The 22889-nt window shown below is 71.5% G+C and carries 26 protein-coding genes; 21 read left to right on the top strand and 5 right to left on the bottom strand.

Going from position 1 to position 22889, the window contains the following annotated elements:
• The first annotated feature begins 25 nt into the window (after window positions 1–25).
• Genes IW248_RS31965 through IW248_RS31975 form a run of 3 tightly spaced genes read left to right on the top strand, consistent with a single transcriptional unit; the run spans window position 26 to window position 1389 of the window.
• Window positions 26–679 carry a TioE family transcriptional regulator gene (locus IW248_RS31965; RefSeq protein ID WP_372432749.1) on the top strand — a complete coding sequence of 218 codons (654 nt, stop codon included), beginning with the start codon at window positions 26–28 and terminating at the stop codon, window positions 677–679.
• 24 nt (window positions 680–703) lie between these two features.
• On the top strand, window positions 704–982 hold the full coding sequence (locus IW248_RS31970; protein WP_196929866.1) for a type II toxin-antitoxin system Phd/YefM family antitoxin: 279 nt from the start codon (window positions 704–706) through the stop codon (window positions 980–982).
• Window positions 979–1389, top strand: a complete 411-nt coding sequence (locus tag IW248_RS31975) for a type II toxin-antitoxin system VapC family toxin (RefSeq protein WP_196929867.1) — start codon at window positions 979–981, stop codon at window positions 1387–1389. Before IW248_RS31970 ends, IW248_RS31975 begins: the two co-directional genes overlap by 4 nt.
• A gap of 24 nt (window positions 1390–1413) precedes the next feature.
• On the opposite strand, the gene IW248_RS31980 is transcribed toward IW248_RS31975, so the two are convergent.
• From IW248_RS31980 to IW248_RS31990, 3 genes are all read right to left on the bottom strand, one after another.
• Window positions 1414–2250, bottom strand: coding sequence for a class F sortase (locus tag IW248_RS31980; RefSeq protein WP_196929868.1), 837 nt, complete (start codon window positions 2248–2250; stop codon window positions 1414–1416).
• Between the two features lie 12 nt (window positions 2251–2262).
• A complete protein-coding gene (locus IW248_RS31985; RefSeq protein WP_196929869.1) occupies window positions 2263–2787 on the bottom strand; it encodes a hypothetical protein in 525 nt (174 codons plus the stop codon).
• Between the two features lie 96 nt (window positions 2788–2883).
• Window positions 2884–3348: an Lrp/AsnC family transcriptional regulator gene (locus IW248_RS31990; RefSeq protein ID WP_196929870.1), complete on the bottom strand. Its 465-nt coding sequence runs from the start codon at window positions 3346–3348 to the stop codon at window positions 2884–2886.
• 148 nt (window positions 3349–3496) lie between these two features.
• Here IW248_RS31990 and IW248_RS31995 point away from each other — a divergent pair, with 148 nt between their 5' ends.
• The 14 genes from IW248_RS31995 to IW248_RS32060 all read left to right on the top strand — a co-directional run bounded on the left by IW248_RS31995 (window position 3497) and on the right by IW248_RS32060 (window position 16390).
• Entirely contained in the window at window positions 3497–4399 is a 903-nt protein-coding gene (locus tag IW248_RS31995) for a tryptophan 2,3-dioxygenase (RefSeq protein ID WP_196930454.1), read from the top strand.
• 14 nt (window positions 4400–4413) lie between these two features.
• Entirely contained in the window at window positions 4414–5694 is a 1281-nt protein-coding gene (gene kynU, locus IW248_RS32000) for a kynureninase (RefSeq protein WP_196929871.1), read from the top strand.
• On the top strand, window positions 5691–7028 hold the full coding sequence (locus IW248_RS32005) for an FAD-dependent oxidoreductase (protein ID WP_196929872.1): 1338 nt from the start codon (window positions 5691–5693) through the stop codon (window positions 7026–7028). Before kynU ends, IW248_RS32005 begins: the two co-directional genes overlap by 4 nt.
• Window positions 7029–7051: 23 nt before the next feature.
• Window positions 7052–8533 carry a 2-hydroxymuconic semialdehyde dehydrogenase gene (locus IW248_RS32010; RefSeq protein ID WP_196930455.1) on the top strand — a complete coding sequence of 494 codons (1482 nt, stop codon included), beginning with the start codon at window positions 7052–7054 and terminating at the stop codon, window positions 8531–8533.
• Window positions 8534–8553: 20 nt separating this feature from the next.
• Entirely contained in the window at window positions 8554–9351 is a 798-nt protein-coding gene (locus tag IW248_RS32015; RefSeq protein ID WP_196929873.1) for a 2-keto-4-pentenoate hydratase, read from the top strand.
• On the top strand, window positions 9348–10283 hold the full coding sequence (locus tag IW248_RS32020; RefSeq protein WP_196929874.1) for an acetaldehyde dehydrogenase (acetylating): 936 nt from the start codon (window positions 9348–9350) through the stop codon (window positions 10281–10283). The genes IW248_RS32015 and IW248_RS32020 overlap by 4 nt, the downstream gene beginning before the upstream one ends.
• A complete protein-coding gene (gene dmpG / locus IW248_RS32025) occupies window positions 10280–11344 on the top strand; it encodes a 4-hydroxy-2-oxovalerate aldolase (RefSeq protein WP_196929875.1) in 1065 nt (354 codons plus the stop codon). Before IW248_RS32020 ends, dmpG begins: the two co-directional genes overlap by 4 nt.
• Window positions 11341–12114, top strand: a complete 774-nt coding sequence (locus IW248_RS32030; RefSeq protein ID WP_124822653.1) for a 2-keto-4-pentenoate hydratase — start codon at window positions 11341–11343, stop codon at window positions 12112–12114. Before dmpG ends, IW248_RS32030 begins: the two co-directional genes overlap by 4 nt.
• Window positions 12111–12533, top strand: coding sequence for a RidA family protein (locus tag IW248_RS32035; protein ID WP_196929876.1), 423 nt, complete (start codon window positions 12111–12113; stop codon window positions 12531–12533). Before IW248_RS32030 ends, IW248_RS32035 begins: the two co-directional genes overlap by 4 nt.
• Window positions 12530–13054 carry a 3-hydroxyanthranilate 3,4-dioxygenase gene (locus IW248_RS32040; RefSeq protein ID WP_124822655.1) on the top strand — a complete coding sequence of 175 codons (525 nt, stop codon included), beginning with the start codon at window positions 12530–12532 and terminating at the stop codon, window positions 13052–13054. Before IW248_RS32035 ends, IW248_RS32040 begins: the two co-directional genes overlap by 4 nt.
• Window positions 13054–14055, top strand: a complete 1002-nt coding sequence (locus IW248_RS32045; protein ID WP_196929877.1) for an amidohydrolase family protein — start codon at window positions 13054–13056, stop codon at window positions 14053–14055. Before IW248_RS32040 ends, IW248_RS32045 begins: the two co-directional genes overlap by 1 nt.
• A 105-nt stretch (window positions 14056–14160) precedes the next feature.
• On the top strand, window positions 14161–15624 hold the full coding sequence (locus IW248_RS32050) for an amidase (RefSeq protein WP_196929878.1): 1464 nt from the start codon (window positions 14161–14163) through the stop codon (window positions 15622–15624).
• Between the two features lie 51 nt (window positions 15625–15675).
• Entirely contained in the window at window positions 15676–15996 is a 321-nt protein-coding gene (ctaJ, locus tag IW248_RS32055) for an aa3-type cytochrome oxidase subunit CtaJ (RefSeq protein ID WP_443673278.1), read from the top strand.
• Entirely contained in the window at window positions 15983–16390 is a 408-nt protein-coding gene (locus tag IW248_RS32060; RefSeq protein WP_030333506.1) for a DUF5130 family protein, read from the top strand. Before ctaJ ends, IW248_RS32060 begins: the two co-directional genes overlap by 14 nt.
• Window positions 16391–16544: 154 nt before the next feature.
• On the opposite strand, the gene pepN is transcribed toward IW248_RS32060, so the two are convergent.
• A complete protein-coding gene (gene pepN / locus IW248_RS32065) occupies window positions 16545–19094 on the bottom strand; it encodes an aminopeptidase N (RefSeq protein ID WP_196929879.1) in 2550 nt (849 codons plus the stop codon).
• Window positions 19095–19314: 220 nt separating this feature from the next.
• Here pepN and IW248_RS32070 point away from each other — a divergent pair, with 220 nt between their 5' ends.
• The 4 genes from IW248_RS32070 (at window position 19315) to IW248_RS32085 (ending at window position 22494) form a co-directional block, all read left to right on the top strand.
• The gene (locus IW248_RS32070) at window positions 19315–19941 is read left to right on the top strand and encodes a mycothiol-dependent nitroreductase Rv2466c family protein (protein WP_124822662.1); all 627 of its coding nucleotides are present in this window, start codon (window positions 19315–19317) and stop codon (window positions 19939–19941) included.
• Complete coding sequence (locus IW248_RS32075; RefSeq protein WP_196929880.1) at window positions 19942–20649, top strand: hypothetical protein; 708 nt, start codon at window positions 19942–19944, stop codon at window positions 20647–20649.
• Window positions 20650–20739: 90 nt separating this feature from the next.
• Window positions 20740–21939 (top strand): DUF1015 family protein, encoded by a 1200-nt coding sequence (locus tag IW248_RS32080; RefSeq protein WP_196929881.1) that lies wholly within the window; start codon window positions 20740–20742, stop codon window positions 21937–21939.
• Between the two features lie 87 nt (window positions 21940–22026).
• Window positions 22027–22494, top strand: a complete 468-nt coding sequence (locus IW248_RS32085) for a ribose-5-phosphate isomerase (protein ID WP_124822664.1) — start codon at window positions 22027–22029, stop codon at window positions 22492–22494.
• Between the two features lie 8 nt (window positions 22495–22502).
• Here the strand turns inward: IW248_RS32085 and IW248_RS32090 are convergent, their stop codons facing one another.
• Window positions 22503–22844: a hypothetical protein gene (locus tag IW248_RS32090; RefSeq protein WP_196929882.1), complete on the bottom strand. Its 342-nt coding sequence runs from the start codon at window positions 22842–22844 to the stop codon at window positions 22503–22505.
• Between the last annotated feature and the right edge of the window lie 45 nt (window positions 22845–22889).

Raw genomic sequence — 22889 nt, forward strand, 5'->3', positions numbered from 1 at the left:
CGCCCACGGTCTTTCCGCACAGGCAGTGCGCAACTACGAACGAGACGGCGTCCTGCCGCCGGCCCAGCGCACCCCGAACGGCTACCGTCGCTTCACCGAGCTGCACGTCAAGGCACTGAGTGCCTACCTCGCCTTGATCACGGGCCACGGCTATGCGGCCAGCGGCGAGATCATGCGGGCCGTCAACCGGGGCGACATCGACACGGCGCTGCGCACCGTCGACCAGGGCCATGCCCTGCTCCAGCGCGATCGGGAGACCCTGGACGCGGTGGAGAGGGCGGTGGCGACGCTCACCGGAACGAGACCGCAACCGCAGAGCCAGAAAGCCGTGCCGATCAGCGTGCTGGCCCACCGGCTCGGTCTCCAGCCAGCCACCCTGCGCAAATGGGAGCGGGCCGGGGTGCTGCGGCCGGCACGTGATCCGGTGACCCACTACCGGCTCTACCTTCCCGACGACGTCCGGGACGCCGAACTCGCCCACCTGCTGCGCCGTGGCGGGTACCGGCTCGACCACATCGCCGGCGTGCTGCGTCGAGTGCGCGACGCCGGCGGCGCTGAACCGCTCGCCGCGTCGCTGCGGCAGTGGCGACAACGTCTCACCGAGCGCGGTCGGGCCATGCTCACCGGGGCCGCCCGGCTCGCCGATTACGTCGACGCCGCGAACAGGCTCGCAGTGTAGAACATCTGGTTCTACACTATGACCATGGAGCGTATCGGGGTCCGAGAGCTGAACCAGAACACGAGTCAGGTCCTGGCTCGGGTGAGTGGTGGCGAGACGGTCGAGATCACCGATCGTGGGCATCCGATCGCCCGACTGGTTCCGATCAGCGACGACAGGTCTGTGCTGGCCAAGCTCGTAGTGGCGGGGCGGGCCGTCGCGCCAACTGGGAGCGGCCCTGTCCCGCTTCCGCCAAAGCTCGGCGCCGAGGACGTGGACGTGGCTGCCACGCTCGCCGAGATGCGAGACGAGGAGCGCTGGTGATCTACCTCGACTCCGCCGCCGTCGTGAAGTTGGTTCGGCAGGAGGCGTGCAGCGCTGACCTTGTCTCCTGGCTCAACGCCCAGGGCGACGTCCCACTGGTCTCCTCCGCTCTCGTCGAGGTTGAGGTGCCCAGAGCGTTGCGCCGATCAGCCCCGCAAGCGTTGATCGGAGTGCCGGCGGCCGTCGGACGCCTCTTCCGGCTGGAGATCGACGGCACTGTCCGCGCGACCGCCGCCGCGTTCGCCGAGCCGACGCTACGCAGCCTCGACGCCATCCACCTTGCCACGGCCCAGGTCCTGACCAACGAGTCCGGAGCGGCACTTGTCGCCTTCGTCAGTTACGACCGGCGACTGCTTGACTGTGCCAAGGCCGCAGGGTTGCCCGTGGCAAGCCCAGGCCAGAACTGACTCGTAGTCCCGATCTGCCTGCCCTCAACCACCACGCGCCTTGACCAACGATGCGAAGACCACCACGTTGTCCGCGTAGCCGGTCTCGCCGCCGACCCACTGGCCGCCGCAGGTGATCAGGCGGAGACTCGGGCGGCTGAAGTCGCCGTACACCTCGTCCACCGGCAGTCGGTCCTTGTCGAACTTCTCCACCGAGTTCACCTCGAAGACCGCCACACGCTGGTCGGTGCGCGTGACCTCGATCTCGTCACCCGAGCGCAGCTCGCGGATCTTGTGGAAGACCGCCGGCCCGCTGGTGGTGTCGACGTGCCCGACGATCACGGCTGGGCCGTACTGGCCCGGGGTGGGCCCCTGGTCGTACCAGCCGGCCTCCTGAGCGCGGGCCGCGTCCGGCACGGCGATCGTGCCGTCCGGAGCGATGCCCACGTCGTGTACTGGCGCCCGCAGGTCGATCTTCTCGATGGCGAGACTTGTCGGATGGCTTGCCGGCAGCACCGGGAACTTCTTCGGCGGCGGTCGCAGGCCGGCGCTGAGTCGGTCCGGCAACAGGCTCATTCCGGTCACCTGCTCGACGCCGAGCATCGCCACGATCAGCACCATCAGCGCGGCGATGGCCAGCACCGGCAACCCTGGGCTCGTACCGAAACGCAGTCGGGTCGACGGCGGCCCGGCCGGACGCCGCGGCGGCAGCGGGCGGACGGCCGGGTCGGTGGTGGTGACGCTGGCAGACACGGCCTGCCCGGCGACCCGGCGCAGTCGCCTGGAGGCACGGGCCACCAGTCGGCCGGACGCGCGCAGCGCCGGCCCGGCCCGGAGGCGGGCGCGGCGGTCCGGCCGCGCACGCGCGGATCTGCGGGTCATGGGTGATCCGGCTCAGGAGCCGGCTCCCGGTCGACGTCGGCCGCCGGCCATCCCGAGCACGATCGCGGTGGCCACCAACGCCACGCCACCGAGCACCAGTAGCGAGCCGGTGCCGCGACCGCCGGCCATTCCGCCGCCACCGGTCGCCGGCCCCTTGCTGGGTGAGGCCATGTTCAGCACGGTCAGAGTGGTTGACGCCGTCTGACCGTTCTCGCAGCGTAGGTCAACCGGGTAGTCACCGGCTGGCTTGTCGCGCGCAATGGTGACCTGACCGGTCAGGAAGCCCTTGTCCGGTTTGAGCATCACGTGCCCGAACGCGTCGGAGTGCACGTTGGACTGGCGGTTGTTGTTGTCGTTGTCGCAGCTCGCCTTGATGCTGACCCGGCTGCCGGCCTGGGCGCTGTTCGGTGTCACCTCGACGAAGACGTTCTCGCCGGCCCGCGCCGGTGCGACCGACAACAGGACGAACGCCCCGACCAGCCCCACAAGTGTCAGTACGGACGAGAGCGCGCGGTTGATCGTGCGGATTCCCTGCATGATTTCCCCCCAACCGGCGACGACCGCCGGAACCCTCCCCTGGGCACGGGCGCTGCTTTCCCGCTGGCGCAAAGGCAAACCCGCAGGGTGCGCGAGTCAGCGTGGGCGAGGGACGGGCCCAGTGGCGGGGAGGGGGGTTACGGGCTGCCAGTTCAGCGGGGAGGAGAGGACCATCGTGCTCGACGGTTGGCCGTACGGGGCGAGACGGTCGATGACCCCCTCGAAGGCGCCGATCGAGCCGGCGGCGACCTTCAGCATGCTGCACGCGTCCCCGGTGATCCGGTGGATCTCCAGGATCTCCGGCCAGCCCGCCACCGCCGGGTCGTGCAGGATGCATCGCGCGCCGTAGCAGGACATTCGGATCAGCGCGACAACGGTACGGCCGGCGCGGCTCAGGTCGACGTGGGCGTGGTAGCCGGTGATGACCCCGGTTTCCTCCAGCCGGCGGACCCGCTCCGCGACCGACGGTGGCGACAGGTGCACCCGCCGGGACAACTCGCTGAAGGAGAGCCGCGCGTCGGCCTGCAACTCGCGCAGCAGCGCCCAGTCCATGTCGTCCACGCTCAGACCTTACTTTCGTGAACCGACTTCGCCTAGTTGCCTTTGGTTTGCCAGGAGAAGGCGGTGAGAGCCGTTGATTCGGCATTCCGCAGGCCGATCCGACCGCGAGATCATGACCTCGGCTATTCCGGGGGAGGGAGACGAGATGGTGGATCAGACGGAGCGGCGGGCGCCGAACCGCCGTGCCACGGTGCAGCCGGTGACCCCCGGACAGCGTGCCGAGCAGGCGGCGCGCACCGGTGGCGAGCCGACGCTGGAGTTCGCCGACATGGTGCCGTACGACGCGTACGTGCAGGCCAGTGCCCTGCACAAGATGCAGCACCCGCTCAGCAGCGACCCGGGCGAGATGTCCTTCCTGATGGTCAGCCAGATCATGGAGCTGTACTTCGGGCTGACCTGCCACGAACTGCGGGAGACCCAGCGGCTGATCCGCGCCGACCAGATCTGGGAGGCGCTGGCCCCGCTGGGCCGAGCCAAGCTGCACCTGGAAGGGCTCAACGCCGCCTGGCAGGGCCTGCGCTGGATGAGCCCGGCCGACTTCAACAGGTTCCGCAACCTGCTCGGCGAGGCCTCCGGCTTCCAGTCGGCGATGTACCGGCAGTTGGAATTCCTACTCGGGTTGCGCGACTCGACGCTGATCCGCCCGTTCCGCCGGCAGGCCGAGGTGCACGCCGCGCTGAGCGCCGCGCTGACCACCCCGAGCCTCTGGGATGACGTGCTCGCGCTGCTCGCTCGACGCGGCTTCGACCTTCCCGACGACCTGCTCGACCGGGACGTGGCCGTCGAACACGACCCGCACCCGTTGGTCGAGGCGGCCTGGGTACGGATCTACGACGACGCCAGCCCGGACAACCACCTGCGGCTGCTCGGCGAGGCGCTGAGCGCTGTCGCCGAGGAGTTCGGCGACTGGCGCTGGAACCATGTCAAGGCGGTGCAGCGGACGATGGGTGCCAAGGTCGGCAGCGGCGGCTCCGCCGGCCTGGCGTGGTTGCAGCGCAGCATGGCCCGGGTGGTCTTCCCGGAGCTGTGGTCGGCCCGCACCGCGATGTGACCGGAGAGCGAGACATGTACACCTCAGCAGAAGAAGCGCATCGCCGCGACGAGGCCGACCCCGGCCACCGGCACCTGTTCCACGTGCCACCGGCCGACGGCGGCGACCACCCGGAGTCGGCGTACCTGGCCGGCAACTCGCTCGGCCTGCAACCTCGGGCCACCCGCGACGAACTCCTGGCCGACCTGGACGCGTGGGGGCGGCTCGGCGTGGAGGGGCACCTGGAGGCGGAGCGCGCCTGGCTGCCGTACCACGAGTTGTTGACCGGGCCGGCCGCGCGACTGGTCGGCGCCCGGCCCACGGAGGCCGTGGTGATGAACTCGCTCACTGTCAACCTGCACCTGCTGATGGTGAGTTTCTACCGACCGGCCGGCGCGCGCACCCGCATCGTCATCGAGGACGCCGCGTTCCCCTCGGACAGCTACGCAGTGCGCAGCCAGGCGCGGTTCCACGGCCTGGACCCGGACGACACGGTGGTCCGGCTGCGTCCGCGCGACGGTGAGGACGCCCTGCGCACCGAGGACGTGACGGACTACCTGGCCGCCGAGGGCGACCGGGTGGCGCTGCTGCTGCTCGGCGGGGTCAACTACCTCACCGGCGAGCTGCTGGACATCCCGGCGATCACGGCTGCCGGCCGGGCCGCCGGCGCGGTGGTCGGTTGGGACCTGGCCCACGCGGTCGGCAACGTGCCGCTGGCCCTGCACGACTGGGACGTCGACTTCGCCGCGTGGTGCTCCTACAAGTACCTGAACTCCGGCCCGGGCGCCCTGGCGGGCGTCTTCGTGCACGAGCGGCACCTCGGCGACGAGTCCCTGCCCCGCTTCGAGGGATGGTGGAGCACCGCGGCGACCACCCGGTTCGAGATGACGCCGGTGTCCCGGCCACCGGCCACCGTGGAGGCCTGGCAGATCTCCAACCCGCCGATCTTTGCGATGGGCCCGGTGCGTACCTCGCTGGAGCTGTTCGACGCTGTGGGAATGACCGCGCTGCGCGCCCGCAGCCAGCGCCTCACCGGCTGGCTGGAGTCGCTGCTCGACGAGGTGACCGTCGGTCGACCGCTGCGGGTGGTCACCCCGCGCGACCCGGCCCGCCGGGGCTGCCAGCTCTCCGTGCGCATCGGGTCCGGCAGCGCCGCCGAGCTGACCAAACGCCTACGGTACGAACACGGGGTCATCGCCGACGCCCGCGAACCGGATGTCGTCCGGTTCGCCCCGGTGCCGCTGTACTCCACGTACCTCGACTGCTGGCGGGCCGCCACCGCGCTGGCGTCCACCGTCGGGCAGGTGACCTCATGACCGCGCGGCGCGACGAGGTCGCGATCATCGGCGCCGGGCTGGCCGGCTGTCTGGCGGCCTGCTTCCTGGCCCGGCGTGGTTACCCGGTGGCCCTCTACGAGCGTCGCTCCGACCCGCGTGCCGGCAGCGCCGAGCGAGGTCGCTCGATCAACCTGGCGCTCTCCGAGCGCGGCCTGGACGCGTTGCGCAGGATCGGGCTGGCCGAGCAGGTGATGACCGACGCGCTGCCGATGCGCGGCCGGATGATCCACCCGGTCGAGGGCGAGCAGCAGTTCCAGTCGTACAGCGCGGCCGGCGACCGGGCGATCAACTCGATCAGCCGGGGTGCGCTGAACAACGCCCTGCTGGACGAGGCCGCCGCGCTGCCCGGGGTGCGGGTCGTCTTCGACCACCGGCTGGTCGGGCTCGACCCGACCGACGGCGCCCTGAGCTTCGAGACCCCGCAGGGTCCGGTCGCGGCGAAGGCGTCGGTCGTGCTGGGTGCCGACGGCGCCGGCTCCGCGGTGCGTGGGCAACTGCTGGCGTACGGGCTGCTGGACGAGAGCGTGGACTTCCTCGACTACGGCTACAAGGAGTTGACGATTCCGCCGCTGGGCGGGGACTTCGCCCTGGACCCGGACGCGCTGCACATCTGGCCGCGGGGCACCTCGATGATGATCGCGCTGCCGAACCCGGACCGCTCCTTCACCTGCACGCTGTTCTGGCCCAACGACGGTGCCGGCAGCTTCGCCTCGCTGACCAGCCCGGCGGAGATCGAACGGCACTTCACCGAGCACTATCCGGACGTGGTGCCGCTGGCCCCGAACCTGGTGGACGACTACCAGCACAACCCGGTGGGCGTGCTCGGCACGGTGCGCTGCGCCCCCTGGCAGGTGAACGGGAAGGTCGGCCTGCTTGGCGACGCGGCGCACGCCATCGTGCCGTTCTACGGCCAGGGCGCCAACTGCGCTTTCGAGGACGTGGTGGAGCTGGACCGCTGCCTGGACGAGTGCGCCGACGACTGGTTGTCGGCGCTGCCGTTGTTCCAGCGGCGCCGACAGGAGAACGTCGAGGCCATCGCGACGATGGCGCTCACCAACTTCGTGGAGATGCGGGACAAGGTCGCCTCCCCGGTCTTCCAGACCCTGCGGCGGGTGGAGCACGCACTGGAACGGGCCCTGCCCGGCCGGTACGTTTCCCAGTACGAGCTGGTGTCGTTCTCCACCACCCCGTACGCGGAGGTGCGTCGCCGGGTGCGCCGACAGCACCGGGTGCTCGGGGCGGTCGTCGGTGGTGCCGCGCTGCTGCTGGTCGGCGCGATCGGCGCGGCACTGAGCCGAGGGAGGCAGGCATGACCGGCAACTGGGATCCGCGACTGATGGCCGGTCACGCCCCGGCCGGCCCGCACCGGTTGCGCAACTTCGTGGCCGGCGAGTTCGTCGACGGCCTGACGACGTTCCCCAAGGCCAGCCCGGTCACCGGCGAGCAGGTCTTCGAGGTGGCCGAGGCGTCGCGGTCCACTGTGGACGACGCGGTGGCCGCCGCCCGGGCGGCGCTGCGGGGGCCGTGGGGCCGGATGGGGGAGCGCGAGCGCGCCGAGGTGCTGCGCCGCGTCGCCGACGAGTTGGAGCGCCGCTTCGACGATTTGGTCACCGCCGAGGTCGCCGACACCGGCAAGTCCATCGCCCAGGCCCGCACGCTCGACATTCCGCGCGGCGCGGCGAACTTCCGGGCGTTCGCGGAGATCGTGGCGACCGCCCCCACCGAGTCGTTCACGACTGTCACCCCGACCGGTGGCCGGGCGCTCAACTACGCGCTGCGCAAGCCGGTCGGCGTGGTCGCGGTCATCGTGCCGTGGAACCTGCCGCTGCTGCTGCTCACGTGGAAGGTGGCCCCGGCGCTGGCCTGCGGCAACGCCGTGGTGGTCAAGCCCAGTGAGGAAACTCCCGCCTCGGCGACGGTGCTCGCCGAGGTGATGGCCGCCGCCGGCGTACCGGCCGGGGTGTTCAACCTGGTGCACGGCTTCGGGCCGGACTCGGCGGGCGAGTTCCTCACCCGCCACCCCGGCGTCGACGCGATCACCTTCACCGGCGAGTCGGCCACCGGCGGCGCGATCATGCGGGCCGCCGCCGACGGGGTGAAGGCGGTCAGCTTCGAACTCGGCGGCAAGAACGCCGGCCTGGTCTTCGCCGACGCAGACCTGGACGCGGCGGTGGCCGGTTCGGTGCGGTCCAGCTTCACCAACGGCGGTCAGGTGTGCCTCTGCACCGAGCGCATCTACGTGCAGCGCCCGGTCTTCGAGGAGTTCACCGCCCGGCTGGCGAAGCGGGCCGGTGAGCTGGCGTACGGGTGGCCGACCGACGAGGCGACCGCCACCATGCCGCTGATCTCCCACCAACACCGGGCGAAGGTGCTCGGCGCGTACGAGCTGGCCCGCGCCGAGGGCGCCGAGGTGCTCACCGGCGGCGGCACGCCCACCTTCGGGGACACCCGCGACGGCGGGTCGTACGTGCAGCCGACGGTGCTCACCGGGCTCGGCCCGGCCGCCCGCACCAACCGGGAGGAGATCTTCGGCCCGGTGGTGCACGTCGCGCCGTTCGACACCGAGGACGAGGCGTACGCCCTCGCCAACGGCACCGAGTACGGCCTGGCGGCGACCGTGTGGACCCGGGACGTGGGTGTAGCGCACCGGGCCGGCGCCCGGCTCGACGCCGGCATCGTCTGGGTCAACACGTGGTTCCTGCGTGACCTGCGTACACCGTTCGGCGGGGTGAAGGCGTCCGGGATCGGTCGCGAGGGCGGCGTGCACTCGCTGAACTTCTACTCCGAACTCACGAACGTCTGCGTGGACCTGTCGTGAGCCGTAGCGAGGGAGCAGGCATGGAAGCTGACATCGAGGCCGCCAACCGGGAGTTGGCCGACGCCCGCAGCACCGGCAAGCCCTGCGCGCCGCTTCGGGGCCGGCTGTTGCCGGAGGGCGACGTCGAGGCCGCGTACCGGGTGCAGCAACTCCAGGCGCGGGCCTGGCAGGGCCGCGGCGAACGCCGGGTCGGCGCGAAGATCGGGTTGACCTCCCGGGCGGTGCAGGAGACCTTCGGGGTGTTCCAGCCGGACTTCGGCATGCTTACCGACGCCATGGCGGTCGGCGACGGGGTCGAGGTGCCCATCGACCGGCTGCTCCAGCCCCGCGTCGAGGCCGAGATCGCCTTCGTGCTTGACAAGGATCTCCCGAACCCGCAGCTCACCACTGTCGACCTGATCCGCGCGGTCGACCACGTGTTGCCGGCGATCGAGATCGTCGACTCCCGGATCGCCGCCTGGGACATCTCCATCGTGGACACCGTCGCCGACAACGCCTCCAGCGGGCTCTTCGTGCTCGGCACCACGCCGCGCCGGCTCGCCGACGTGGACCTGCGACTGTGCGGAATGGTGTTGGAGCACGCCGGCGAGCCGGTCTCGGTGGGCGCGGGCGCCGCCTGCCTGGGCAACCCGCTGCACGCCCTGCAGTGGCTGGCCGGCACCCTGGCCCGCGCCGGCGACCCCCTGCGCGCCGGGGACGTGGTGCTCTCCGGGGCGCTCGGTCCGATGGTGCCGGTCACCCCGGGCGCCGCGTACGAGGCCCGCATCTCCGGGCTCGGCTCGGTGCGGACGTGTTTCAGTGATGGAGGCAACCAGTGACCACCAACGTGGCGGTGCTGGGATCGGGAAACATCGGCACCGATCTGATGATCAAGGTTTTGCGGCTCAGTGACAGCCTGCGCATGGTGGCGATGGCCGGCATCGACCCGGCCTCCGACGGCTTGGCGCGCGCTCGCCGGCTCGGCGTCGCCACCACCGCCGACGGCGTGGACGGGCTCGTCGCAATGCCCGAGTTCGCCGACGTCGAGCTGGTGTTCGACGCCACCTCGGCCGGCGCGCACCGACGTCACGACGAGGTGCTGCGCGCACACGGCCGGACTGTGGTCGACCTGACCCCGGCCGCGCTCGGCCCGTACGTGGTGCCGCCGGTCAACCTCGACGAGCACCTGCACCAGCCGAACGTCAACATGGTGACCTGCGGCGGGCAGGCGACAGTGCCGATCGTCGCCGCGGTGCGCCGGGTCACCCCGGTGGCGTACGGGGAGATCGTCGCGTCGATCGCGTCGAAGTCCGCCGGGCCGGGCACCCGGGCCAACATCGACGAGTTCACCGAGACCACGGCCCGGGCCATCGAGGTGGTGGGCGGCGCCGAGCGGGGCAAGGCGATCATCGTGCTGAACCCGGCGGACCCGCCGCTGCTGATGCGGGACACCGTCTACTGCCTCTGCCCGGACGTCGACGCCGACACCGCCGCCATCGCCGCCTCCGTGGCCGAGATGGTGGCGGCAGTGCAGGAGTACGTCCCCGGCTACCGACTCAAGCAGGACGTGCAGTTCGACCGGGTCGAGGCGTACCTGCCGACGTTCGGACGGCGGATCACCGCCCTGCAGGTGTCGGTCTTCCTGGAGGTCTCCGGTGCCGGGCACTACCTGCCCGCGTACGCCGGGAACCTGGACATCATGACCTCCGCCGCGCTGCGTACCGCGGAGCGGCTGGTCGCCAGGCGTTCTTCGGAGGTGGCCGCGTCATGACCGACCTGTACATCCAGGATGTGACGCTGCGCGACGGCATGCATGCCATCGCCCACCAGTACACAGTCGACCACGTACGCACCATCGCCGCCGCGCTGGACGCCGCCGGGGTGGCCGCCATCGAGGTGGCGCACGGTGACGGCCTCGCCGGCTCCAGCGTCAACTACGGCCACGGCGCCGCCAGCGATGCGGAGTGGATCTCGGCGGCTGCCGAGGTGCTGACCACCGCCAAACTGACGACCCTGCTGCTGCCGGGCATCGGCACGATCGCCGACCTGAAGGCGGCGAAGGCACTCGGGGTGACAAGCGTCCGGATCGCCACCCACTGCACGGAGGCGGACATCTCCGCCCAGCACATCTCCTGGGCCCGGGAGAACGGCATGGACGTGGCCGGGTTCCTGATGATGTCGCACATGAACGATCCGGCAGGGCTGGCCGGTCAGGCGAAGCTCATGGAGTCGTACGGGGCGCACTGCGTCTACGTCACCGACTCCGGTGGCCGGCTGCTGATGTCCGACGTGGCGCAGCGGGTCGACGCGTACCGGCAGGTCCTCGCCCCGGACACGCAGATCGGCATCCACGCCCACCACAACCTGTCACTCGGGGTGGCCAACAGCGTGCTCGCCGTCGAGCACGGCCGGGTCACCGGGTCCGGCCCGGCCGGCCCCGACGCGGCGCACGGTCGGACCGTCCGCGTCGACGCCTCCCTCGCCGGCATGGGCGCGGGCGCCGGAAACGCCCCGCTGGAGGTCTTCGTCGCGGTCGCCGAGCTGCACGGCTGGAAGCACGGCTGCGACGTGTTCGCGCTGATGGACGCCGCCGACGACATCGTCCGCCCGCTCCAGGACCGGCCGGTCCAGGTGGACCGGGAGACGCTTTCCCTGGGGTACGCCGGGGTCTACTCCAGCTTCCTGCGGCACGCCGAACGGGCCTCCACGAAGTACGGCGTGGACGTCCGGTCGATCCTGGTCGAGCTGGGCCGTCGCCGAATGGTCGGCGGCCAGGAGGACATGATCGTGGACGTGGCACTAGACCTGGCCGACAAGGAGCAGCACTCATGATCGGCGTAGACATCGTCGGGATCGCCGACAAGCTGGGCGCGGCGGCCGACACCGCCACCGCGATCCCGCAACTCGCCGCCGAGACCGGCCTCGACGTGGACACCGCGTACGCCGTGCAGGCCGCGTTGCTGCAACGCCGGCTGAACGCCGGTGAGCGGTTGGTCGGGTTGAAGATGGGGCTGACCAGCAGGGCGAAGATGGCCCAGGTCGGCGTGGACGAGGTGATCTGGGGGCGGCTCACCAACGCGATGCGGGTGCCCGACGGTGGTGCCGTGGACCCGGCCGCGTACATCCACCCCCGGGTCGAGCCGGAGGTGGCGTTCCTGCTGGACCGGCTGCCCGAGCCGGGCGAGCCGGTCGGCGACTTCGCCACGGCGGTCCGCGCGGTCGCCCCGGCCATCGAGCTGATCGACTCCCGGTACGCGGACTTCCGCTTCTCGCTGCCGGACGTGATCGCTGACAACACCTCGGCCGCCGCCTTCGTGATCGGGCCGTGGTCGCCGGTGCCGGCGGGGCTGGACAACCTGGGCGTGCTGCTGGAGGTCGACGGGCGGGTGGCGCAGGTCGGCTCGACGGCGGCGATCCTCGGTGATCCGCGTCGGGCGCTCGACGAGGGCATCCGGCTGGCGGGCCGGCACGGGGTGCGGTTGGAGTCCGGCTGGGTCTTCCTGGCCGGCGCCGCCACCGCCGCTGTCCCGCTGCGCCCCGGCGCCCACGTCCGTGCCGTCGTGGAGAAGCTCGGCACGGCCTCGCTGCGGGCGTCGTCGTGACCGCCAGGGTGGTCGCCGGGAAGGCTGTGCCGCGGGGGGCTTTTCCGCACGTCAAGGTCGCGGGTGGGTTCGTCTTCGTCTCTGGTACGTCGTCACGGCGCGCGGACAACACGTTCGCCGGTGTGTCCGTGGACGAGTTCGGTACGACGAACCTCGACATCCGGGTGCAGACACGGGCAGTCATCGAGAACATCGGCGATCTGCTGCGGTCGGTCGGCGCGAACCTCGCCGACCTCGTCCAGGTGACGACGTACCTGGTCAACATGAACGACTTCGGCGGTTACAACGAGGTGTGGGCCGAGTTCTTCGACACCTCCGGACCGACCCGTACGACGGTGGCGGTGCACCAGCTGCCGCACCCGCACCTGCTGATCGAAATCCAGGCCGTGGCCCTTCTTCCCTCGGGAGGTCAGTCGTGAGTGAGATCGCCGAACCGTTCAGCTTTCCGGGCTGGATCGCGGACAACCAGCACCTGTTGAAGCCCCCGGTGGGCAACAAGGAGATGTTCCCCGGCGGGGACGACTTCATCGTGATGGTGGTGGGCGGGCCCAACCAGCGCACCGACTTCCACGTGGACCCGTACGAGGAGTTCTTCTACCAGGTCAAGGGCAACATGCACATCAACCTGGTCACTCCGGAGGGGCCGCGTACGGTGCACGTGCGCGAGGGCCAGATGTGGATGTTGCCGCGCAACACCCCGCACTCGCCGCAGCGGCCGGAGGCCGGGTCGATCGGCGTGGTCGTCGAGCGGGTCCGCGAGGAGGGCACGCTGGAGACGTTCCAGTGGTACTGCCCCGAGTGCGGCGGCAAGGTGCACGAGGTCGAGTTGCAGGTCCGCGACATCGCCGCCGATCTGCCCCCGGTGTTCCAGGCGTTCTACGCCGATGAGCAGGCCCGCACCTGCGCCAACTGCGGCACCCTGCACCCGGGCAAGGGCTGATGCCCGCAGGCGTGGTCGACGTGCACACGCACGTCGTACCGAAGGGTTGGCCGGACCTCGGCGCGGCGTGCGGTGGGTCCGGCTGGCCGTGGTTGCGGGTCGACTCCGAGCGCGCCGCCATGATCATGGTGGGGGAGACGGAGTTCCGTCCGGTCGGCGCCGAGTGTTGGGACGCATCGCGCCGACTGGCCGACATGGACGCCGACGGCGTGGACGTGCAGGTGGTCTCGCCCACCCCGGTCTTCTTCAGCTACGACCGCCCGGCCGACCAGGCGGTGAAGGTCGCCCGGATCTTCAACGACCTGACCCTGGAGGTCACCGCGGCCGGAGGTGACCGGCTGGTGCCGTTCTGCCAGGTGCCGCTCCAGGACCCGGACGCCGCCTGCGCCGAGTTGGACCGGAGCCTCGCCGCCGGGCACGTGGGCGTGGAGATCGGCAACCACGTCGGCGACCGGGACCTGGACGACGCCGGCGTGGTCACCTTCCTCCAGCACTGCGCCGAGGTGGGCGCACCGGTCTTCGTCCACCCGTGGGACATGCCGGGCGGGCCGCGACTGGACCGCTGGATGGCCCGTTGGCTCACCGGGATGCCCGCCGAGACGCACCTGTCGGTGCTGGCGATGATCCTCGGCGGCGTCTTCGACCGGGTGCCCGAGACGTTGCGGATCTGCTTCGCGCACGGTGGCGGCAGCTTCCCGTTCTGGCTCGGCCGCGCCGACAACGCCTGGCACCGCCGTGGCGACCTGGTCCGGGGTGCATCCGCCGGCCCGCCGAGCAGCTACCTCGACCGGTTCAGCGTCGACTCGGTGGTCTTCGCGCCGCCCGCGCTGCGGCTGCTTGTCGACACGTTGGGGGAGGACCGGGTGCTGGTCGGCAGCGACTACCCGTACCCGTTGGGCGAACGCCCGGCCGGCGCGGTGGTGCACGCGGCCGACTTCCTCACCGACGACCAGCGCGCCAAGCTCCTGTCGACCAACGCCCTGCGCTTCCTGCACGGCTGAGCACAGCGATCTGCTGCTCGCACAGGCCGGGCGTCCGGTTGGTCCGTTTCCGGTCGCCAGCGCGTGTCGGCTGCGCGGAAGGCTGACGGCCGGCAGGATGACGGCATGGCCGAGCCGCACGACCTGACCGCGTTGGAACAGGCCGCCGCGATGACCCGCGGCGAGCTGTCCAGCGTCGACCTGGTCGAACATTCCCTGAACCGGGTGGCGGCGCTCGGCGACACAGTGGGCGCGTTCGTCACCGTCACACCGGACCTCGCCCGGCAGGCCGCACGCGCCGCCGACGCGGTGCCGATCGAGGAGCGCGGCCCGCTGCACGGCGTGCCGACCGCGATCAAGGACCTGACCCTCACCGCCGGGGTCCGCACCACCTTCGGCTCGGCCGCCTTTCTCGACTTCGTCCCGCCGGTCGACGCCGACGTGGTCCGGTTCATCAAGGCCGCCGGCCTGGTCAGCCTGGGCAAGACGACCACCTCGGAGTTGGGCTGCTCGCTCTACTCCGAGGGCCGGGTCGCGCCGCCGGCCCGCAACCCGTGGCAGCTGGCGTACACCGCTGGCGGTTCCAGCGGCGGCGCGGCGGCGGCGGTCGCGGCCGGGCTGATCCCGGTCGCCCAGGGGTCCGACGGCGGTGGATCACTGCGCATCCCGGCGTCGCTCTGCGGCCTGGTCGGTTACAAGCCCAGTCGGGGCCTCGTCTCCGGCGGGCCGATCGGCTCCGGCGCATTCGGCCTGACCACCAGTGGCCCGCTCGGGCGCACGGTCACCGACGTCGCCGCGCTGCTCGACGTCATGGCCGTCCCGGTCCCCGGCGAGCCCTACCTGCCGCCGGCCGCGCCGTCCGGCGGTTATCTTGCCGTCGCCCGCCGGGCTGAGCCCGGCCCGCTGCGGATCGGCCGATTCACGGCGCCGATGCTCGCCGACGAACCGGTGCACCCCGACTGCGTGGCCGCCGTGGACCGGGCCGCGGCGCTGCTCACGGCGGCCGGCCACGAGGTGGTCGAGGTGCCGCCGCCGCTCGGGCCGGCGGCGTGGCCGCTGTTCGAGATCCTCTGGTACGTGCTGGCGCTCGTCCCGGTGCCGCCGCAGCGGGAGGCCGAGCTGCTGCCGTTGACCCGGCTGCTCCGGGCCCGGGGCGCCGAGATCTCCGCCGGCACCCTGGCCGCCACCCTCGGGGAGTTGCAGGCGCAGGTGCGCCTCGGCGCCCGCCGCACTGCCGGCTGCGATCTGCTCCTCTGTCCCACCCTGGCCACCCCGCAGGCACCCGTCGGCTGGTTCACCGCCGACGCGGACCCGGCCGCCGACTTCGACAGGCAACGCCGGTTCTCGCCCTACTGCGCCATCTTCAACGTCACAGGTGATCCCTCCGTCTCCCTGCCGCTGGGCACCACGACCGACGGCCTGCCCGTCGGGGTGCTGCTCACCGGCCGGTACGGCGACGACGCGCGGCTTATCGCTACCGCTGCGCAACTGGAGAACTCCAGTGACGGATGGGATCGGCACCCCGCAATCTGGCGGGCCGCCGACTCCGCTAACGTGAATGGTGACGGAGTCGGGCGGTCGGCATTGTGATCGTCCATCCGACCCGGTTGTTCAAGGTCGTCCTTCTTCCGCCTGGGGGCGTTGGGATTGTCTGTTACCGAGACGTTGCTGGTCTTCGTCGGCATCCCGTTGGCCGCGGTGCTGGTCATCGCCGGCCTGTCGTACGCCGGTAGCCATGGGGGTGCCACCGGCGGTGGCGGTGGCGCCAAGCGCTACCGTCCGGGCCGGCCCTTCGACTTCACTCCGGTCTGGTTCCTGGGCCGCCCGGAGCAGCTGGCCGACTCGGCCGGCACCGCGCTGACGGCGGGGGCGCAGGCGCCCGCGCTGACCAGCCACAAGCTTGAGCAGGCCAGCGTCGAGGCGCCGGCCGGTGGAACCGGAGGCGCAAGTGACCGTTGGTGAGAAGCAGGCCGGGTCGGAAAATCCGCCCGAGGTGCTCGACGGGCCGTTCTCGACCCGCCAGCTGCTGCGCATCGACGAGGCCCTGCGCCTGGCCGACAAGGGCACCGGGCTGGTCTTCTCGGTCTTCGTCGGCGGCCTCGACGAGCCGATCCGCGAGCACGCCCAGCGGCTGCACCGTCAGCTCGCCGAGCCCGACAAGTCGGTGTTGATCGCCGTGTCGCCCAACCAGCGTCAGCTGGAGATCGTCACCGGGCGGTACGCCCGCAAGCGCATCCCCGACACGTACGCCAAGCTGGCCGCGCTCTCCATGGTCGGCGCGTTCAGCGGCGGTGACCTGGCCGGCGGCATCATCAACGGCCTCGACCAGCTCGCCAGCCACGCCGGCAAGGGCTGACCCACACACACGACACCTGGGCACGCATGGTCGTGCTCGATCCAGGAAATAGGGGCCTCGGCTGCGGCTGAGGCCCCTATTTCCATGTTCGAGCACGATCTTCAGAAGTGCTGGCCCGGGGCCGGCGAGAACCCGCCGGCCCCGGACAAGCTGCTCAGGCGCTCTGGGCGTCCTTCGCGCGGGCCTTCAGCGCCCGCACCACACCGTCGCGGCCCTCGGCCACCAGCCGACGCAGCGGGGCGGGGTGCCCGTCACCGGCCAGCCATGCGTCGGTGGCCGCCACCGTGTCGTCCTCCACCAGGTAGGTCGGGTACGCCAGCTGGGCGAACTCCTGCGCAGGCTCGCTGTCCCGAGTGGCCCACACCTGCCCGACCGCCGCGAAGTAGCGCTCCCGGTACGGGGTGACCAGCTCCACCTGCGCCGGGTGGGCGAAGCCCTGCAACAGCGCCCGGTGCCGCCAGTTGGGCAGCGCGTCCGGGCCGGTGAGCAGGGCCCACACGGCGGCCTTGTTTTCGGCCGTCGGCATCAACGCGTGCGCGTACGCGGCCTCCCGCTCGCCGCTGGCCGTGCGGTCGCTGCTCAGCTCCGCCTCGATCTCGGCCGTGCCGGCGGCGCCGTTGGCCACCAGCGCGGCGAGGACCGACCAGCGCAGCTCGGTGTCCACGGTCAGCCCGGCCGGCATCCCGGTGCCGTCCAGCCAACCGCGCAACGTCGCCAGGTCTTCCTCGGAGCGGACCGCCGACGTGAACGCACGGGCCCAGGCCAACTGGAACCCGCTGCCGGGCTCGGCGGCGGCGAGCGCGTCGCGGGCGGTACGGGCCAGGTCGGCCCAGCCGGTCGGCGCCCAGGCCGGGTCGGCGTACAGGGTGAGCGCGGTGGTCGCCTGCCGCAGGGTGGCGGTGACGAGGTTGATGTCGGTCTCCGCGGGCAGCCCGCTCAGCGTCAGCGCCACGTAGTCGCGGGCGGACAGCTCGGCGTCGCGGATCATGTCCCAGGCGGCGGTCCAGCAGAGGGCGCGGGCCAGCGACGAGTCGAAGCCACCGATGTGCTGCACCACTGTCGCCATCGAGCGGTCGTCGAGGCGCAGCTTGGTGTAGCTGAGGTCGTCGTCGTTGAGCAGCAACACGTCGGCGGCCCGGACGCCACGCAGCGGGGCGAGATCCGTGTGCTCGCCGGTCACGTCCACCTCGTACCGCTCACGACGGGTCAGCCGCCCGTCGGTCAGGTCGTACAGGCCCACGCCGATCCGGTGCGTCCGCAGCGTCGGGTACGCCGCCGGCGCCTCCTGCCGCACCAGCACCTGCTCGTACGTGCCGTCCGCCCCGATGGTCACCTCCGGCCGCAGCGTGTTGACCTGCGCGGTCTCCAACCACTGCGCGGCGAACTTGCGCAGCTCCCGCCCGGATGCGGCCTCCAGCTCGGTGAGCAGGTCGTCGAAGGTGGCGTTGCCCCAGGCGTGCTTGCCGAAGTAGGCCCGCAGCCCGGCCACGAACGGCTCCTCACCCACGTACGCGACGAGCTGCTTGAGCACGCTCGCGCCCTTGGCGTAGGTGATGCCGTCGAAGTTGACCTCCACGGCCTCCATGTCCGGCATCTCCGTGTAGACCGGGTGGGTGGAGGAGAGCTGGTCCTGCCGGTAGCCCCAGTTCTTCCGGATGGACAGGAAGGTCGTCCACGCCTCGGTGAAGCGGGTCGCGTTGGTGTTGCACCAGTGGCTGGCCCACTCGGCGAACGACTCGTTCAGCCACAGGTCGTTCCACCAGCGCATGGTGACCAGGTCACCGAACCACATGTGGGCCAGTTCGTGCAGGATCGTGTTGGCCCGCTGCTCGTACTCGAAGTCGGTGACCTGCGAGCGGAACAGGTAGTGCGACTCGGCGTGCGTCACGCAGCCGAAGTTCTCCATCGCGCCGGCGTTGAAGTCGGGCACCCAGAGCTGGTCGTACTTCGGCAGCGGGTAGCGCACGCCGAACTTCTCGTGGAAGAAGTCGAAGCCCTGCTTGGTGATCAGGAACAGGTCGTCGGAGTCCAGGTACTGTGCCATCGACGCCCGGCAGAACACACCCAGGTCGATGCCGTCGTGCGCGTCGCGCACCTCGTGGTACGGCCCGGCGCACATCGCCGTGATGTAGGTGCTCATCCGGGGCGACTCGGTGAAGTGCAGCGTCTTGAGCGCGTCACCCGCCGGCTCCTCGCGCTGCACCGGCATGTTGGAAACCGCCCGCCAGTGCGCCGGCACCGTGACGTGCCAGGTGTAGACGCTCTTCAGGTCGGGTTGGTCGAAGCAGGCGTACACCCGCTGCGCGTCGGCCGTCTCGAACTGGCTGTAGAGGTACGTCTCGCCGTCCACCGGGTCGACCGTCCGGTGCAGACCCTGCCCGCTGTTGGAGTAACCGAAGTCGGCCTCGACCACCAGCACGTTGTCGCTGTCCAACCCGGACAGGGTCAGGCCCTTCTCGGCCGACCAGTCGGAGAGGTCGACGGGCGTGCCGTTCAGCGTCGCGGACCGCACCGACTCGGCGGCCAACTCGATGAATGTGCTCGCGCCCGGTTCGGAGCAACGGAACCGAACCTCGGTCGTCGACCTGAACGTGCGGCCGTCGGCCGCCAGCACGGCGGTGGACAGGTCCAGACTGATGTCATACCCCGTCACGTTGAGCAGGCGTGCCCGCTCGGTCGCCTCGACCTGCGTCAGGTTGCGCACTCCCGGCACTGTTCGTCTCCATCCCACATGTCGCCGTACGCCCGGCGGCGCCCGTTCGCCTACCGCTCGTGACGGCCGGCCCGATTCGAGTCTTCCATGTACGGGCAGCCCGCGGTGGCCGAGGTCACGCTCTCATTCGGGTGCCGGTCGATGCGCTGCGGGGTGAAGATTCTCTGGAGACGCCGACCGCCGGCGCCACCCGTCGCGAAGGGATCTCACAGTGACCGAACGTGTCACCGCCGACATGTGGTTCGACCCGGCCTGCCCGTGGGCATGGATCACCTCCCGCTGGCTGCTCGAGGTCGAGCAGATCCGAAACGTGGACATCCGTTTCCACGTGATGAGCCTGGCTGTGCTCAACGACGGCCGGGACGGGCTGACCGAGGACTACAAGGAGTTCCTGAAGACCGCGTGGGGCCCGGTGCGTGTCTGCATCGCCGCCGAGCAGCGCCACGGCAATGAGGTGCTGCGCCCGCTGTACACCGCGCTCGGCACCCGGATCCACCTGCAGAAGCAGGAGCGAAATCAGGAGTTGTACGTCGCCGCGCTCACCGAGGCCGGCCTCGACCCGGCGCTGGCCGCGGCCGCCGACAGCACCGACTACGACGAGGCGCTGCGGGCCAGCCACGAGGCGGGCATGCGCCCGGTCGGGCAGGATGTGGGCACTCCGGTCGTGCACGCGCCCGGCCCGGACGGCACCCCTGTCGCGTTCTTCGGCCCGGTGATCACTCCGGCTCCGAAGGGGGAGGCCGCCGGCCGACTCTGGGACGGTGTGCTGCTGGTCGCCGGCACCCCGGGCTTCTACGAGCTCAAGCGCACCCGCGAGCAGGACCCGATCTTCGACTGAGTGACGACCACCGCGCCCCCGTCCGTGCTTCGTCAGCTGAGCGGACGGGGGCGTTTCGGGTCGGACGCCGAGTGCGGCGCCGAGGTCTGCGGACGATCGTGGCGTCACCGGGAGGCGGGCGGCGTCGTTTCCCTCGGTGTCCGCCGCAGCGACCCGCCGGGCCGCGCGCCGCAGTTCGTGGAGGCAATCCCGATGGCCAAGCACCGTGCGTCCGGTGATGATCAGCTGACCCGGCAGGGGGTGATCGAGACTCCCGGCGCGGACTACTGGTCCGTTGACGACTCCCGCTGGCCGACGGTCCGCCCGGACCTACCCGCCCACCTGGTGGATCTGCTCGCGCCGCCCATCGTGGTGGGCGTGGCGCGGGTCCCGGTGACCTCCCGGCTCACTCCGCCCGCGTCCGTCGACCCGCTGCCGTCGCCAGTCGACGCCGTGCCGACCGATGTTCCGGCGCTGGTGCCGTCGGGGGCGGCCCCGGCCGAACCGGCGCCCCCGCCGCCGGCGCCGGCTCCTCCGCGCCCGGTGCCGACGCCGCCGCTGAGCCCACGGCCCGTTCCGACGCCTCCTCCCGACCGTCCCGTGCCGGGGCCGCCCGCGTCGCCCCGCCGCGCCCTGAACACCGGGCCGATCGGGACCGGTCGACGCGGCAACGGTGGGCCGGTCAGCGCGGGTAGGCACCGCCGGGGCACCTCCGACCGCGCCGGCTGACCCACCCGGGTCCGACCCGGCGCTTTCATCTGGTGGACGCCCTGCGGGTCCCCGTCGGCGGCGACACCGTCGCCGGTAGCGTCAGTGGGCATGACGGTCGTGCATCCGATCACCCGGGCCTGGGTCACCACTGGCGGCACCGGCGCGCAAAACTACGACGAGTTCGCCGACGACGCGGAGATCACCGCGATCATCGAGTCGAACCCGCACAGTGCTCTCGGCATCGAGATGCCGCACCGCGCCCCGCAGAGCCTGGGCAAGTCGTTCCTCGACGCGCTGCCGGACGCAGTGGCCCGCTTCGCCGAGGCCAAGGCCGACGGCAGTTACACCCCCGCCGAGCAGGTGGTGGTGCTCTACCGGATCAGCGCACCCGGCGAGGAGCCGGCGTACGGGCTGTTCGCGATGGTGGACACCGACCAGATCTCCACCCGGGCGGACGAGCCGGGCCTCGTCATCCGCAACGAGGACGTCTTCATCGCCAAGGTGCGCGAGCGCGTGGCGTTGGCCGACGCGCTGGGCCACCTGCTCTCGCCCGTACTCCTGCTGCAGACCGGGCGTGGCGACGAGTTGCACGCCGCGCTCGCGGCGGCGACCGACACGGCCGGCGCGCCCGCCGCGACGGACACCGACCAGGCGGGGCGCACGCACGCCATCTGGCTGCTCGGCCCCGGCCCGGAGCAGGCCACGCTCACCGCTCTCGCCGGTGGCGGGGATCTGGTCGTCGCAGACGGCAACCACCGCAGCCTGGCCGCGCAGACCGGGGGGCTGCCGCGCTTCCTGGCCGTGGTCACCACCCCCGCGTCGTTGGCCATCCAGCCGTACAACCGGCTGGTCAGCGAGCTGACCACCACGCCGGCCGAGCTGCTCGACCGGCTGCGGGCCGCGGGCGCCGAGGTCGAGCCGATCGACGGCCCGGTCGAGGTCCCGGCGGCCGGCGGCACCGTGCACCTCCGCCTCGACGGCCAGGGGTACGCGGTGCGTCTGCCCGCCACCGCCTCGGCCGGCCTGGAAAACCTGGACCACGCACTGGTCGAGCGGCTGGTGTTGCGCGACGCTCTCGGTCTGGACCCGGGCGACAAGCGGATCACCTACGTCGGCGGTGACTACCCGGCGAGCTGGCTCACCGGTGAGGTCGACGCCGGGCGGGCCGAGTTGGCCATCCTGATCGCTCCGGTGACCGTGGCGGATTTCGTCGCGGTCAACCTGGCCAGGGAGAAGATGCCCCGCAAGAGCACCTGGTTCACCCCGAAGGCGCGCGGCGGTCTGGTCGTCGCCGAGCTGCCGCGTTGAGCGCCATCCCCACGACCGTGTGACGAACTCGGCTCGGGGACGCCGCCCCTGTGACGTCCCCGAGCGCGGCCTGACAGACTGCCCGGTATGCGCGTCTATCTGGGATCCGATCACGCCGGTTTCGAGTTGAAGGTGCACCTGGCCAATCACCTGGCCATGCAGGGGTACGACGTGGTCGACGTCGGCCCGCACGGCTATGACCCGGACGACGACTACCCCACGTTCTGCCTGCACACTGGCGATCAGGTGGTGGCCGACGAGACGGGTCTGGGAGTAGTCATCGGTGGCTCGGGCAACGGTGAGCAGATCGCCGCGAACAAGGTCGCCGGCGTCCGCGCCGCGCTGGCCTGGAGCGTCGAGACCGCTCAGCTGTCCCGCCAGCACAACGACGCGAACGTGGTCGCGATCGGTGCACGCCAGCACACGCTCGACGAGGCGACCGGCATCGTCGAGGCGTTCCTGAACACGCCGTTCTCCGGCAACGAGCGGCACGCTCGTCGGATCGCCCAGGTGGCCGAGTACGAGCGGACCCGGGAGTTGCCCGTCCTGCCCTGACGCGTCGCTCAGCGCGGCGAGCGGGGCAACTCCTCGCGGGGCACCCAGTTTCGACGGACGACCACCACCCGCGCCTCCGCCTCGGCCAGGTCGTCGTCGGTGGGGCGGGCCGCATCCCGGGCCCGTAGGGCGGCGCTCAGCCCCACCTGGGACGAACCGGACCCGACCAACCCGCGCAGCCCCCGCTCGCCGTCACGCTCGTCGCCGCCCGCACCCCTGCGTCGGGGCGGCGGGTCGTCACCGTCGTGCACGACCGGGGTGCTGGCCGTCGGGCCGTCGGCACCCGGTTTGGCCGTCTCGGTGTCGGCGTGGTGGCGCAGCCGTCGCCGTCGTCGGTCGGGGTCACCCATCAGCCGACCGTACCCTGCGCGGGTTTGATCCGGCACCGTCGCGTG

Origin of the sequence: Micromonospora ureilytica (genome assembly GCF_015751765.1) — a bacterium.
Classification (GTDB): Bacteria; Actinomycetota; Actinomycetes; order Mycobacteriales; family Micromonosporaceae; genus Micromonospora; species Micromonospora ureilytica.

Coding starts and splice junctions, on each gene's coding strand:
- IW248_RS32085 (WP_124822664.1), top strand. CDS start 22,027: ATGCGCGTCTATCTGGGATCCGATCACGCCGGTTTCGAGTTGAAGGTG.
- IW248_RS32080 (WP_196929881.1), top strand. CDS start 20,740: ATGACGGTCGTGCATCCGATCACCCGGGCCTGGGTCACCACTGGCGGC.
- IW248_RS32050 (WP_196929878.1), top strand. CDS start 14,161: ATGGCCGAGCCGCACGACCTGACCGCGTTGGAACAGGCCGCCGCGATG.
- IW248_RS32015 (WP_196929873.1), top strand. CDS start 8,554: ATGGAAGCTGACATCGAGGCCGCCAACCGGGAGTTGGCCGACGCCCGC.
- IW248_RS32030 (WP_124822653.1), top strand. CDS start 11,341: ATGATCGGCGTAGACATCGTCGGGATCGCCGACAAGCTGGGCGCGGCG.
- IW248_RS31985 (WP_196929869.1), bottom strand. CDS start 2,787: ATGCAGGGAATCCGCACGATCAACCGCGCGCTCTCGTCCGTACTGACA.
- IW248_RS31970 (WP_196929866.1), top strand. CDS start 704: ATGGAGCGTATCGGGGTCCGAGAGCTGAACCAGAACACGAGTCAGGTC.
- IW248_RS32045 (WP_196929877.1), top strand. CDS start 13,054: ATGCCCGCAGGCGTGGTCGACGTGCACACGCACGTCGTACCGAAGGGT.
- dmpG (WP_196929875.1), top strand. CDS start 10,280: ATGACCGACCTGTACATCCAGGATGTGACGCTGCGCGACGGCATGCAT.
- IW248_RS32005 (WP_196929872.1), top strand. CDS start 5,691: ATGACCGCGCGGCGCGACGAGGTCGCGATCATCGGCGCCGGGCTGGCC.
- kynU (WP_196929871.1), top strand. CDS start 4,414: ATGTACACCTCAGCAGAAGAAGCGCATCGCCGCGACGAGGCCGACCCC.
- IW248_RS32010 (WP_196930455.1), top strand. CDS start 7,052: ATGGCCGGTCACGCCCCGGCCGGCCCGCACCGGTTGCGCAACTTCGTG.
- IW248_RS31980 (WP_196929868.1), bottom strand. CDS start 2,250: ATGACCCGCAGATCCGCGCGTGCGCGGCCGGACCGCCGCGCCCGCCTC.
- IW248_RS32090 (WP_196929882.1), bottom strand. CDS start 22,844: ATGGGTGACCCCGACCGACGACGGCGACGGCTGCGCCACCACGCCGAC.